This window comes from Streptomyces yaizuensis (assembly GCF_034961445.1).
Taxonomy (GTDB): domain Bacteria; phylum Actinomycetota; class Actinomycetes; order Streptomycetales; family Streptomycetaceae; genus Streptomyces; species Streptomyces yaizuensis.
Window position 1 is genome coordinate 631124 of sequence record NZ_BSBI01000002.1, and the last position, 13155, is coordinate 644278.

11 protein-coding genes are annotated in these 13155 nt (G+C 73.1%); 2 read left to right on the plus strand and 9 right to left on the minus strand.

Annotated features, from left to right (window positions below; all coding sequences use genetic code 11):
• Positions 1 to 66: 66 nt before the first annotated feature.
• From SYYSPA8_RS06565 to SYYSPA8_RS06580, 4 genes are all read right to left on the minus strand, one after another.
• Positions 67 to 276: a DUF397 domain-containing protein gene (locus SYYSPA8_RS06565; RefSeq protein ID WP_323445990.1), complete on the minus strand. Its 210-nt coding sequence runs from the start codon at positions 274 to 276 to the stop codon at positions 67 to 69.
• Between the two features lie 23 nt (positions 277 to 299).
• Positions 300 to 506 carry a DUF397 domain-containing protein gene (locus SYYSPA8_RS06570; RefSeq protein WP_407705916.1) on the minus strand — a complete coding sequence of 69 codons (207 nt, stop codon included), beginning with the start codon at positions 504 to 506 and terminating at the stop codon, positions 300 to 302.
• On the minus strand, positions 506 to 1336 hold the full coding sequence (locus tag SYYSPA8_RS06575) for a helix-turn-helix domain-containing protein (RefSeq protein WP_323445992.1): 831 nt from the start codon (positions 1334 to 1336) through the stop codon (positions 506 to 508). Before SYYSPA8_RS06575 ends, SYYSPA8_RS06570 begins: the two co-directional genes overlap by 1 nt.
• Before the next feature lie 772 nt (positions 1337 to 2108).
• Positions 2109 to 2813: an O-methyltransferase gene (locus tag SYYSPA8_RS06580; RefSeq protein WP_323445993.1), complete on the minus strand. Its 705-nt coding sequence runs from the start codon at positions 2811 to 2813 to the stop codon at positions 2109 to 2111.
• Positions 2814 to 3174: 361 nt separating this feature from the next.
• Between SYYSPA8_RS06580 and SYYSPA8_RS06585 the strand changes: the two genes are divergently transcribed.
• Complete coding sequence (locus SYYSPA8_RS06585) at positions 3175 to 5280, plus strand: bifunctional glycosyltransferase 87/phosphatase PAP2 family protein (RefSeq protein WP_323445994.1); 2106 nt, start codon at positions 3175 to 3177, stop codon at positions 5278 to 5280.
• Between the two features lie 181 nt (positions 5281 to 5461).
• Here SYYSPA8_RS06585 and SYYSPA8_RS06590 read toward each other — a convergent pair whose 3' ends face one another.
• Positions 5462 to 6736 (minus strand): cytochrome P450, encoded by a 1275-nt coding sequence (locus SYYSPA8_RS06590; RefSeq protein WP_323445995.1) that lies wholly within the window; start codon positions 6734 to 6736, stop codon positions 5462 to 5464.
• A 357-nt stretch (positions 6737 to 7093) separates the two neighbouring features.
• On the opposite strand from SYYSPA8_RS06590, the gene SYYSPA8_RS06595 reads away from it, so the two are divergent.
• Complete coding sequence (locus SYYSPA8_RS06595) at positions 7094 to 8263, plus strand: steroid 3-ketoacyl-CoA thiolase (RefSeq protein WP_323445996.1); 1170 nt, start codon at positions 7094 to 7096, stop codon at positions 8261 to 8263.
• 101 nt (positions 8264 to 8364) lie between these two features.
• Here SYYSPA8_RS06595 and SYYSPA8_RS06600 read toward each other — a convergent pair whose 3' ends face one another.
• The 4 genes from SYYSPA8_RS06600 to SYYSPA8_RS06615 form a co-directional block, all read right to left on the minus strand.
• A complete protein-coding gene (locus SYYSPA8_RS06600; RefSeq protein WP_323445997.1) occupies positions 8365 to 8790 on the minus strand; it encodes an aggregation-promoting factor C-terminal-like domain-containing protein in 426 nt (141 codons plus the stop codon).
• A 273-nt stretch (positions 8791 to 9063) separates the two neighbouring features.
• Complete coding sequence (locus SYYSPA8_RS06605) at positions 9064 to 9981, minus strand: ECF transporter S component (RefSeq protein ID WP_323445998.1); 918 nt, start codon at positions 9979 to 9981, stop codon at positions 9064 to 9066.
• Entirely contained in the window at positions 9978 to 11585 is a 1608-nt protein-coding gene (locus SYYSPA8_RS06610) for an ABC transporter ATP-binding protein (RefSeq protein WP_323445999.1), read from the minus strand. The genes SYYSPA8_RS06605 and SYYSPA8_RS06610 overlap by 4 nt, the downstream gene beginning before the upstream one ends.
• Positions 11582 to 12751 (minus strand): energy-coupling factor transporter transmembrane component T, encoded by a 1170-nt coding sequence (locus SYYSPA8_RS06615; RefSeq protein WP_323446000.1) that lies wholly within the window; start codon positions 12749 to 12751, stop codon positions 11582 to 11584. The genes SYYSPA8_RS06610 and SYYSPA8_RS06615 overlap by 4 nt, the downstream gene beginning before the upstream one ends.
• Between the last annotated feature and the right edge of the window lie 404 nt (positions 12752 to 13155).

A 13155-nucleotide genomic window follows, 5' to 3' on the forward strand; every position in this document is an offset into this window, starting at 1 on the left:
GCGCCTGATGCGTGCGCCCCGCCGCTCTCGTGAGGGGAGCGGCGGGGCGCATGGTGCTTGTGCGGGTCAGACGGTGTCGAACTCTCCGCCTCTGACGGCGGTCACGAAGGTGGTGAACGCGGTGGTGGGGAGGGCGAGTGCCGGTCTGTGGGGGTTCTTGGAGTCGCGGACCGGGACGATGCCGTGGGCGGTGGCGAGGTTGACGGCGACCTCGACGCACTGGCCGCCGTTGTTGCTGTAGGAGGACGTGAACCAGCGGGGGGACTCGGTCGTCACGGGTGTCCTTTCGTCGTTGACGGTCAGACGGTGTCGAGCTTTCCGGCCTTCACAGCGGTCACGAAGGATGTGAACGCGGTGGTGGGGAGGGCGAGTGCCGGTCCGTGGGGGGTCTTCGAGTCCCGGACCGGGACGATGCCTTGTGTTGCGGTGAGGTTGACGGCGACCTCGACGCACTGGCCGCCGTTGTCGCTGTACGAGGACGTGAACCAGCGGGGGGACTCGGTCATCACAGGATGCCCTTTCGTAGCTGGCTGATCAGGGTCAGGGACTCCGCCGGGGAAGGTGCCGCTGCCTGGAGCTGGTGGTAGGCCGTCAGTATGGGGAGTACCGCTGTGCTCTCCCGCTCAAGATAGCCGCGCTGAGCGGCCTCGGAGTAGGCCATGAGCGACCGGTCCGGCAGCGTGAGCAAGGTGACCGGCAGGTTGAACGGACGGCTCGCGCCCATCGTGAACGGTGCCACCTGGAGCACCGTGTTGGGCAGCTCCGCGAACTCCAGCAGCCGCGCGAACTGCTCCTCCATGACCGAGGGCGAGCCGACCGGCCGACGCAGGCAGCTCTCGTCCAGCACCGCGAAGACCAGCGGCGGCAGCCTCCGGTCGAACGCGGTCTGCCGCTCCGCGACCAGAGCGACCCGCTCCCCGGCCTGCTCCTCGGTGATCGCGCCCCGCTTGACGAAGCCCTCCGCCAGGGCCGCCGCGTACTCCGGGGTCTGCAACAGCCCCGGGACGACACCCACCTCGTACAGCCGGATCTCCGCCGCCCGGCCCTCGTGCATCACGAACTCCGGGAAGCCCTCCAGCAGGCTCCCGTGCTTGAGATCGCGCCACAGGCGTTCGAATTTGTCGCCGCACTCCAGTGCCCGGTCGGCCTTGCGGGCGAAGCGCAGGGTCGGGGGCCTCCGGCCGGTTTCGATGGCCGAGACATGTGTGCTGGAGACGTCCATCCGCTCGGACAGATCCTCCTGCCGCCACTGGCGCGTCTCCCGCGCGCTGCGGACCTTCGCGCCGAAGGCGGCCTGCGGGGATTCGTCCGGATTCAGCTCCTTGATATTGGTCACGCCGCCACCAACTTCCACTCCGGCTTCCTTGGGTAGCCGGCAGGCTACCGAGTGGAGTGGCTGTACCGGAATATGAACTTAAAGTCGGCGAACTGGTGTGCGATGGCAGGGCTGGTGCGGCTCGATATCACGCGGGTGATCGCCTGGGGCCTCGCGCTGCCCGCCCGTGTCGGTGCGGGGGCCTCGGCCTCTGCTTTCCCCCGGCGCGGGGTACCGGTCGCCCGCGCCGTGGACGAGGGCGGGGGTGCAGGGTCGCCCCCGCAGGGGATCGGCGGAGACCCGCCCGCACCGGACCTCGTGAGTACGCTCGCCGACCCCGAGGAGGTGAGCCCGGAGGCCCCGCCAACCCGCACCACCACCCGGGCCCGGGACCACCCGCACAAACTGAGCCCGTCCGGCGATTGAGGACGGACCGGCACCCTGCCCCGCCGCACAGGCGAAACGCCCCGCAGCGTGCGGGCCCTCGTCGGGGACCAGTCCCCGAACCCCTGCGCCTCAATCTCCCCCAGACTTCGTCCGGGGGGACCCCCAAGAGGCTGGATTTTGTGCGGCCTCATCGTCGGAGGGGCTAAATTTTGGGCAGCTTGCCACAGGGTCGGATCGTTTCCGGGCACCTGGCATGTGCGGGCCGCTGTCGGGAGCCAGCCCCCGAAACCCCCGCGCCTCGATCTCCCCCCAGACTTCGTCCAGGGGAACCCCCACGGGGCTGAATGTCGCCGGGCCCCGGACCCCGGCCGAGGCTCGGCAGAAGGCCCGGGAGCCCGCCCAGGGCTCAGGACACGACACGGGCCAGCAGGAAGCCGTCGTACCCCTTCGACCCCACCGTCTGCACCGCCGTCGCCTCCAGGCGCGGCTCGGCAGCCACCAAATCGAACATCTCCCGCGTGCCCCGCACCGACGGATCGCCGTCCTCGTTCAGGACCGCCCCACCCCGGATCACGTTGTCCACGACGATCACGCTCCCCGGGCGGGACAGCTTCAGCGCCCACTCCACGTAACGCGGATTGTTGACCTTGTCCGCGTCGATGAAGAAGAAGTCGAACGGGCCCGCGCCCGGCTCCGCCGCCAGCTGCGGGAGGGTGTCCAGGGCCGCGCCCGTGCGGACCTCGGCCACCGAGGAGAGGCCCGCGCGGTCCAGGGAGGCGCGGGCGACCTCCGCGTGGGCCGGGTTGTACTCCAGGGAGATCAGCCGGCCGCCGGACGGCAGCGCCCGTGCCAGCCAGATCGTGCTGTATCCGCCCAGGGTGCCGATCTCCAGGATCCGGCGGGCCCCGGCGGTCTTCGCCAGGAGCTGGAGCATCCGGCCCTGGTTCCCCGCCACGGCGATCGCCGGGAGACCCGCTTCCGCGCCGGCGGAGAGGGCTCCGGCGAGGGCTTCGTCGTCCGGTGAGAGGAGATCCGTCACATAGCGATCCACCTCGCGCCACTGCTCGTCGGGCCGTCGTTCCAGATGGGACTGCTGACTACCGTCGCTCATACGTCAAACTTAAGTCAGCGAGGGATCCCGGGTCCGCCCGGAGGGCCGTCGGCGATCATCGGGTCGCCGCCGGCTCCTGCATGTCCCCCGCCGCTCCTCGGGTGCGCCGTCGCGGGCGCGCCTCTTGGCGGGAGCCCGGGACCGGCCGATCGCCGCATCGTGTCCGGACCGGGTGACGGTCAGGCGAAGAGGGGGTTGCCGGAGTCTCTTCGGATGGGCCGTGCGAGGCTCGGGAGACCAGGGCACACCAGCGAAGACCGGACAGAACAGACCGTATCGGAACGTAGGGGAGGCGCGGCGCGACGTGGCGAACGCGGAGCACAGCGTGCGCGGGAGTGTGACGACGGACACGAGGATGGCCATGGCGAGGATCGCGCTGTGGCTCGTGGCCGCCGTCCTCGCCGTACGGCAGACGGCGGTGGTGTTGCGGCAGCCGGTCGGGGAACGCCTCCTGGACATGGGGAACTGGGTCGGCGTGGCGGGAGCCCTGCACGACGAGGGCTCCATGTACGCGGAGGACCGCTTCAAGGGCGACCCCTTCACCGGTACACCCTTCGCGGGGCTGCTCCTCGGACCGCTGACCCGCTCGGCGGACCCGGCGCTCCACATCCCCTGGACCTTCGGCATCCTGCTGCTGGTCATCGCCGTCGGCGTGCTGGCGGCCCGCGCCCTCCCCGGGCCGGTCTCCCGCCGTACGGCGCCGCTGGCCGCGCCCGTCGCCCTCATCCTGCTGCTGATCTCGCTGCCCGTGCGCAACAGCTTCCACCTGGGCCAGCTCAGCCTCCTCCCGGTGGTGCTCGTCCTCGTCGGCGCCTTCGCCGTGCGCAGTCAGCGCGCGGCCGGTGTCCTCATCGGCATCGGCGCGGCCCTCCAGCCGACCGTGCTGCTCTTCGCCCCGCTGCTCTGGTTCACCGGCCGCCGCAAGGCCGCCGTGTCCACCGGGCTCACCTTCGCCGCCGCCTCCGCGCTCGCGTGGGCGGCGCTGCCGCGCGAGTCCTGGGAGTACTGGGTCGACCATCTCGCGGGCACCGGGCTCGGTGGCCCCTCCGACGGCCTCGCCAACCAGTCGATCCACGGCATGCTGCTCCGCTTCGGCCTGGAGGGGCCGCTGGAGATCGCGCTGTATCTGCTGCTCGCCGCCGCTGTCGCCTGGCTGGGTCTGCGCCGGGCGGTCCACTACGCGAAGGACGGGCAGCTCCTCCTCGCGGTCGCGCTGACCGGCTGTGTCGCGGTCGCCGTGTCGCCGGCCACCTGGCAGTACCAGACCCTGTGGGTGCTGCTCGCCGTCGTCGGCCGGGTCGGCACGCGCCAGCGGGACCGGATGCTGTGGCCGTTCCTCACCGTCGCGGCCATCACCCTGCCCGGCAAGATGCTGCTGCCGAACATCCTGATCACCGGGCCGATACGGGAGAACGCCGTCCTGCTGATGGCGGTCGCGGCGGCCTGTGCCGTGCCGTTCCTGAGCCGGACGTCGCCGCACTTCGCCAAGCCGGTCCCGACGGTGTACGTGACGCCGGAGCCGTCCCGCTGGGGCCGGATCCCGCTGCTGCCGTTCTGGCGGCGGGTGATCAGCCGGCCCAATCTGCTGCTCGAACTGATCGCGATCCGCGTCGGCTACTCGATCTACTCGAAGATCCGGCTCATGGCCACCGCCGGAGCCGACGAGGCCCGCGAGCACGGCCGCCAGATCAACTCGATCGAGCAGGCCATAGGGATCGACATCGAGCACTGGTTCAACCACTGGGTCGTGGGGATCGACTGGCTGGAGAACTTCTTCAACTTCTACTACACGTCGTTCCACTTCCCCGTTCCGCTGATCATCCTCGGGCTGCTCTACGTCCGCCGCCCGGGTGACTACCGCTGGGCCCGCTCGGCGCTCGCCTTCGCCACGGTGCTGGCGCTGGTCGGCTTCTGGCTCTACCCGCTGGCGCCGCCGAGGCTGATGCCCGGCATGGGCTTCGTCGACACGGTCCACAAGACGCAGGACCTGTCGAACCCGGAGTTCGGGGCGATGACGGCGGTCACCAACCAGTACGCGGCGATGCCGTCGCTGCACTTCGGCTGGTCGCTGTGGTGCGGTGTGGTGGTCGTGATGCTCGCGCCCAAGCTGTGGATGAAGGTCCTGGGGCTGATCCATCCGGCGATCACGCTCGCCGTGATCGTCGGCACCGCGAACCACTGGATCCTGGACGCGGTGGGCGGCGCCACGGTCGTCGCCGCCGGTTTCGGCCTCACGTACGTACTGTCGGGGCGCCGCAAGGTGATCGTCCCGAAGGAAGCCGAGGCGGCCGGGGAAGCCACGGAGGCGGTGGGTACGGGGCCCGTCACGGCTCCCGCGCAGGCCACCGTGCTCGTCCCGGCGGCCCGGGAGTCCGGCGAAGGGCGCGGTGCCCGCCAGGGCGCCGACCCGGGCAAGGAGCCGGGGGAGCCGCAGGAGGGGACCCCGGTCCCCGCCGCGCCCCAGTAGCACGGGCGGCGACGCGGCGGCACCAGCGAGGACGCGGCCCCGGGGCACGGGCATCCACCCGTGCCCCGGGGTTGGATCGTCGCGTCCAGCCAGGATCCGTCATGGCGCCCGGCCCCGCCACCCGGGAGCGCCCCGGTGGCGAGGGGCTCAGTCACCCGGGAGCGCCCTGGCCGCCACGGACTCAGTCACCCACGGTGACCTGGAGTTCCTTCACCCCGTTCAGCCAGGCCGACCGGAGCCGGCGCGGCTCGCCCGCCAGCCGCAGATCCGGCAGCGCGTCCGCCAGCGCGTTGAAGATCAATTCGATCTCCAGCACCGCCAGCGACTTGCCCAGGCAGAAGTGCGGGCCGCCGCCGCCGAAGCCCAGATGCGGATTGGGGTCGCGCGTGATGTCGAAGGTCCCCGGGTCCTCGAAGACCTCCGGATCGTTGTTGGCGGACGAGTAGAAGAGCCCCACCCGGTCCCCCCGGGCGATCCGCGCCCCGCCCAGCTCCACGTCCTCGGTCGCCGTCCGCTGGAAGGACATGATCGGGGACGCCCAGCGCACGATCTCCTCCGCCGCCGTGCGCGGCCGCTCCCGCTTGTACAGCTCCCACTGGCCGGGGTGGGTGAGGAACGCGTGCATCCCGTGCGTGATGGCGTTCCGCGTCGTCTCGTTCCCGGCGACCGCCAGCAGGATGACGAAGAAGCCGAACTCGTCGGACGAGAGGTTTCCCGCCCCCTCCGCCGCGACCAGCCGGGTGACGATGTCCTCGGCCGGGCACGCCTTGCGGGCGGCCGCCAGGTTCATCGAGTACGACATGAACTGGAGCGTCGCCTCCAGACCCGCCTCCTCGGTGATCGCGAACTCGGGATCGTCGTACGAGGCCATCGTGTTGGACCACTCGAAGATCCGGGCCCGCTCCTCCTGGGGGACGCCGATCAGCTCGGCGATGGTCTGGAGCGGGAGTTCGACGGCGACGGTGCTCACGAAGTCGAAGGAGCCGCCGTCCCGGGAGCGCGCCACGGCCCCGTCCACGATCGAACGGGCCCGCGCCCGCAGCGCCGCCTCCAGCGAGTCGACCGCGCGCGGGGTGAATCCCCGCTGGACGATCTGCCGTACCCGGGTGTGCTCCGGGGGATCCATGTTCAGCATGATCAGCCGCTGGACGTCGATCTGGTCGCGCTGGATCGACTCGTTGAAGCGGATGACCGCCGTGTTCTCGTACGAGGAGAACAGCTCCGGGCGGACGGAGACATGGCGGACGTCGGCGTGCCGGGTCACCGCCCAGTAGCCCTCGTCGTCGAAGCCGGAGACGCCGCGCCGCTGCGGCACCCAGGAGACCGGCGCGGTGCTGCGGGCGAGGGCGAACTCGGGGAGCGGCACGCGGGCGCTCAGCAGATCGGGATCGGTGAAGTCGAAGCCTTCGGGCAGCGGGGAGGGTTCTGGGGGTTCGGGAGCGCGGGGGCAGGGCATCGGCAACTCCTGGCCAGGTGTCGGCGCCCGGGACACCGGCCCGTGCTGGCGCGATGTCACTGACGCCCCATCAGATGCTGACCGAAAGCTAGTAACGAGTTCTACAAGTCGCAAGGCCCGTAACGGGATCCCTTGGCGCGCCGGGGTGGTGCGGGGCGTGCAAGACCCTTGCGTACCGACGGTAACTCTCATAAGACTGAGCGTGGGAACTAGAACGCGTACCAGTTCTCGCGCGGTGCGCCGGTACGCCGATGCCCCGGTACGCGCCGGTACCCCGGTAGGCCGGTGGGCCCGCGCCCGTCCGGAACGTCCGGACCGGTACGCCCGCGCCCGTCTGGAGAGGACGAGTCACGAGTCATGGCCGCGGAACCCGTCATCGTCGAAGCCGTACGCACCCCCATCGGCAAGCGCGGAGGGGCGCTGGCCCAGCTCCACCCCGCCTACCTCCTGGGCGAGACCTACCGCGAACTCCTCGGCCGTACCGGCATCCAGCCGGACTGCGTGGAACAGATCGTCGGCGGCACCGTCACCCACGCCGGCGAGCAGTCCATGAACCCGGTGCGCACCGCCTGGCTGGCCATGGGACTGCCGTACGAGACCGCCGCGACGACCGTCGACTGCCAGTGCGGCTCCTCCCAGCAGGCCGCCCACATGGTCGCCAACATGGTGGCGACGGGCGTGATCGACGTCGGGGTGAGCTGCGGCCTGGAGGCGATGTCCCGGGTCCCGCTGGGCAGCGCCACCAAGCACGGCCCCGGCAAGCCCTTCCCCGAAGAGTGGAACGTGGACCTGCCGAACCAGTTCGTGGCGGCCGAGCGGATCGCCCGCCGCCGGGGGCTGACCCGCGAGCGCGTGGACGCGCTGGGGCTGCTCTCCCAGCAGCGGGCGGCGACGGCGTGGGCGGAGGAGCGGTTCAAGCGCGAGACGTTCGCCGTGCAGGTCCCCACCACGGAGGAGGAGCAGGCGGCGGGCCAGGGCATGTGGCGGCTGGTCGACCGGGACGAGGGGCTGCGGGACACCAGCATGGAGGCGCTGGCCGGGCTGAAGCCGGTGATGCCGACGGCCGTGCACACGGCGGGCAACTCCTCGCAGATCTCCGACGGCGCCGCCGCGATCATGTGGGCGTCGAAGCGGATGGCACGGGCGCTGCGGCTGCGGCCCCGGGCCCGGATCGTCGCCCAGGCGCTGGTCGGCTCGGATCCGCACTTCCATCTGGACGGGCCGATCGACGCGACCCGCGCGGTGCTGGGGAAGGCGGGGATGACGCTCGCGGACATCGACCTGGTGGAGATCAACGAGGCGTTCGCCTCGGTGGTGCTCAGCTGGGCCCAGGTCTTCGACCAGGACCTGGAGAAGGTGAACGTCAACGGGGGCGCGATCGCGCTCGGCCATCCGGTGGGGGCGACCGGGGCCCGGCTGATCACCACGGCGGTGCATGAGCTGGAGCGGCGGGACAAGGAATTCGCGCTGGTGACGATGTGCGCGGGCGGGGGGCTCGCCACGGCCACGATCCTTCAGCGGCTGTAGGTTCCTGCGCCGTGCTCCCCGGGGGGACGGCAGCGGGGCCGGGACCCTTTCGAGTCCCGGCCCCGCTGTGTGCCGTCAGTTCGCCATCAGGACCGGAGTGATCAGTACCAGCCCTGGGTCTGCCACTTGGCCCAGGCGCCGCACGGGCTGCCGTAGCGGTCCTTCATGTAGTCGAGACCCCACTTGATCTGGGTCTCGGGGTTGGTCCGCCAGTCGGAGCCGTGCGTGGCCATCTTGCCAGCCGGCAGGGCCTGCACCAGGCCGTACGCACCGCTCGACGGGTTGGTGGCGGTCACCTTCCAGTCGCTCTCATGGTCGACGATCTTGTTGAAGCACTGGTACTGCGCGTCATCCTTGATCACCTTCTTGGCGATCGCCTGCGTGGACGCGACCGTCGGGGCCGCCGGGGCGGCGGACGCGGCGGGTGCGTTCACACCGAGGACCACGGCGCCGGCGGTGGCCGTGATGGCGGCACCCACCAGAGCGGTCTTCGGGCGGGCGATACGACGGAGAACGGAGCGGGACAAGGCGGATTACCTAACGTCGGGAACAGGACCGCCGCCGGGGCGGACCGGATCCGCGTACGGGACGCGGGGGATCCGGCCGCCGCACTGTCACGGAGGTCCGGGGACCGGTCCGTGCCGGGCGACTCGACAGTTGTAGCGGCCCGAAGGACCCCGCCGCAACGACGCCCGCTACGAGGCCGCCTCGCAGCGGGCACCCTGTGACCTGGCCCCTTGACGACCCCGTCCGCGCAGGTCGGGCCCGCGGCGGAGGGGCGCCGGGAGGGGCCTTGGGGTCTACGAGGCCGGGTAGTGGCGCTCCGGTGCCCTGTGGGGCTCCTCACCCGCGACGGCCCCCGCCGGCGGCTCGAATGTGACCTGCGCCTCGAAGGCCGCCCGCCGGGTCGCCCGCCGCAGCGCCCGCAGGACGGCGGTGCCCAGCGTCAGGGTGAGCACCAGCGTCATCGCCGCCCGGCCCAGGTCCCAGCCCAGTGAGGTCGCCACGCAGTACGCGAGGAAACGGACCAGGTTGTCGGCGAGCGGATCGCCCGGCTGGAAGGAGATCCCCGAGGACAGCCCGCCGATGTAGGTCCAGCCCTGGAGGTTCATGACCGTGCCGTACGCGAAGGACGCGACCGTGCCGTACGCGCCGAGCAGCCACACCTCGGCCCGGCCCCGGATCCGCTCCGGGCCCGGCAGCAGCCCGGCACCCATCGTGAACCAGCCCATCGCCAGCATCTGGAACGGCATCCAGGGGCCCACCCCGCCCGTGAGCAGCGCGGACGCGAACATCGTGACCGAGCCCAGGACGAAGCCGAAGCCGGGGCCGAGCACCCGGCCGCTGAGCACCATCAGGAAGAACATCGGCTCCAGGCCGGCCGTCCCCGCGCCCAGCGGGCGCAGCGCCGCGCCCACGGCGGCGAGCACGCCCAGCATCGCCACCGCCTTGGCGCTCGGGCCGGAGTCCGCGATCGTCGCGACCGCGACGGCGACCAGCAGCGGCAGCAGCAGCGCGAAGAGCCAGGGCGCGTCGGTGTGATGCGCGGCGACCCCGGAGCCGGGCGAGGCGAGCAGCGGCCAGCCGAAGGCGGCCACCCCGATCGCGCCGACGAGGACGAGGGCGGCGACGGCGCGGGGGCCGAGGCGTACGGCCTGCGTGGTGCGGGGGGTGTGGCCGTTGCGGGTGGCCTGCGTGGTGCGGGGGGTGCGGGTCACTGTGCCTGCCCGACCTGGGCCACGGTGAGCCATGGCAGGGGCGCCAGCACCTTGGCCACCTGCGGCGCGTACGCGGGCGACGAGACGACGACCTCGGCGGTCGGGCCGTCGGCCAGCACCTCGCCGTCGGCGAGGATCACCACCCGGTGCGCCAGCTCGGCCGCCAGCTCCACGTCGTGCGTGGCGAGTACGACGGTGTGCCCGTCGGCCGCGAGCCCGGTCAGGACCCGCACGAGCCGCCCCTTCGCCGCGTAGTCCAGGCCCCGGGTGGGCTCGTCCAGGAGCAGCAGCGGGGGCCGTGCGGTGAGCACGACCGCGAGGGCGAGCGCGAGGCGCTGCCCCTCGGAGAGATCACGGGGGTGGGTGTCGTCGGCGACCCCGGGCAGCAGCTCGCCGACCAGGGCCCGGCAGGTGCCGGGGGCGGCTTCCGCGTCCTCGTCGGCGCCCGCGCACTCGGCGGCCACGGTCTCCGCGTACAGCAGGTCGCGCGGCTCCTGCGGGACCAGGCCGACCTTGCGGATCAGCTCCGCCGGGCGGGCCCGGTGGGGGGTGAGGCCGCCGACCCGGGCCGTTCCCGACGCCGGTTCCACCAGTCCGACGAGGGTGGAGAGGAGGGTCGACTTGCCGGCGCCGTTGCGGCCCATGAGGGCGACGACCTCGCCGGCGGTCAGCGTGAGGTCCACGGAGCGCAGGGCCTCGGTGCGGCCCCGGCGCACGGTCAGCCGCTCGGTGACGGCGCTCACCCGCCCGTCCGCCGTGGCCGGCCGCGGCGGACGGGGTACGGGGGTGTCCGCCAGGCGTGCGCGCAGGGCGCCGGCCCGGCGGCGGGCGTCCCGGACGGTCAGCGGCAGCGGGTCCCAGCCGGCGAGCCGGCCCAGGTCGACCACGGGCGGGCGGACCGGGGAGACGGCCATCACCTCGGCGGGGGTGCCGAGGACGGGCGCCTGCCCCCGGCCCGGGAGCAGGATGACCCGGTCCGCGTAGTGCACCACCCGTTCCAGCCGGTGTTCGGCGAGGAGGACGGTGGTCCCCAGGTCGTGCACCAGGCGTTGCAGTACGGCGAGGACGTCCTCGGCGGCGCCGGGGTCGAGCGCGGACGTCGGCTCGTCCAGGACCAGGATGCGCGGGTGCGGGGTGAGCACGGACCCGATCGCCACCCGCTGCCGCTGCCCGCCCGACAGGGTCGCGATCGGCCGCTCGCGCAGATCGGCCAGGCCCAGCAGGTCGAGGGTCTCCTCGACGCGGCGGCGCATCACGGCGGGCGGCAGCCCCAGGGACTCCATGCCGTAGGCGAGTTCGTCCTCGACGGTGTCGGTGACGAAATGCGCCATCGGGTCCTGGCCGACCGTACCGACGACGTCGGCGAGGTCCCGGGGCCGGTGGGTACGGGTGTCCCGGCCGTCGACGGTGACCCGGCCGCGCAGGGTGCCGCCGGTGAAGTGCGGCACGAGCCCGGAGACCGTACCGAGCAGGGTCGACTTGCCGACTCCCGAGGGGCCGACGAGCAGCACCAGCTCCCCCTCGGGGACGGTGAGGTCGACGTCCCGCAGCGCGGGGCCCGCCGTGTCGTCGTAGGTGACCGACACGTCCTCGAAGCGGATCACGGGGCCTCCTCGCGGGCGGTGACGGTGTTGGTGGCGGGTACGGGAACTGGTGCGACCAGGGCCGGGAGCAGCCCGGCCAGGGTCGCGAGCGCGGGCCACAGCGGCAGCTCGGGCGGGGTCAGCGGGATGAGCGAGGGGTGCAGCGCCCCGGGCGCGTACCCGGCGGCGGCGATCATCAGGGCGGCGACGGCCGCGCCGGAACCGGCCACCAGCCAGGAGCGTGGCCCGAAACGGTCGGGCCGGTACCGGGTGCGCGGCGAGCGCCGCCCGCCCAGCCGCAGCCCGGCGACCGAGGCGGCGAGCCCGGCGGCGAGCAGCGGCACACCGTACGCGGCGCCCTCGGCCGCCAGCAGGGCGTACGTCCCGGCACAGATGCCGATGAGCCCGCCGAGGGTGCAGACGGCGGTGGTCCGGCGGACGGCGGGGGACACCTCGGCGGTACGCCCGTATCCGCGCGCGTCCATCGCGGCGGCGACGGCCACCGACCGCTCCAGCGCGCTCTCCAGCACCGGCAGCCCGATCCGGGCCACCGCCCTGATCCCGCCGGCGGAACGGCCGCGCAGCCGGCGCGCGGTCCGCAGCCGGCCGACATCGGCGACCAGGTGCGGCGCGAACGTCATGGCGACGACGACGGCGACCCCGGCCTCGTACAGGGCACCGGGCAGAGCGCGCAGCAGCCGCGCGGGGGCGGCGAGGGCGTTCGCGGCGCCGACGCAGATCAGCAGCGCGGCCAGCTTGGCACCGTCGTACAGCGCGAACACGACCTGCTCGGCGGTGACCCGCCCGCCGACGCGGATCCCGCGCGCCCACTCGGGCAGCGGCAGCTCGGGCAGGGTGAACAGGGTGTGCGTCCCGGGCAGCGGAGAGCCCAGCACCACGGAGAAGAGGACCCGGATGGCGATCACCACGAGCCCCAGCTTGAGGAACGCGGTGTAGGAGCGGGCCCAGGGGGCGTCGGTGCGGCGGGCCGCCACGACATATCCGGCGACGCCGACGAGCAGCCCGAGCAGCAGCGGATTGGTGGTCCGCGACGCGGCGACGGCGAGCCCGAGGGCCCACAGCCACCAGGCCCCGGGATGCACGGCATTGGCCCGCCCGGCCTCGGGCGCCTGCCACCACCGCGCCTCCGCCCGCCGCCCGCTGTCCGCAGCGGCCCGCTCGCGCACCCGCCCACCGCCGACGATCCGCTCCCGGCGTTGTCCAGTGGGGGCCCGGTGGCACGGGCCGGTGGCTGCGGGGCGCCTGCCCGCCGCCGGGTCCGCCGCCGGGTCCGATGCCGGGTCCGATGCCGGGTCCGATGCGGGGGACGTGTTGGTGCGCGGGAGGCTGCCCGCGTCCGCCGCTCGTTGCGGGGCCTCGGCGCCGGACTCCCGGTCCCGGCCTAGGTGCGATGGGGCCGGGACGGTGGCCGTGGGGCGTGATGTCGCCGCCGGGTGCGGGGTATGCGGGCGTGTCCTGGTGGGGGTGGCCCCGGGGGCGGTTGTCGGTGCGCGGTCCGCGTCTGTCGTCCGGGTGGGGGCGGGCCGCTCCTCCGGCTGGGGGGAGCCGGTGGCCGCTTCGGGGTGGGTCG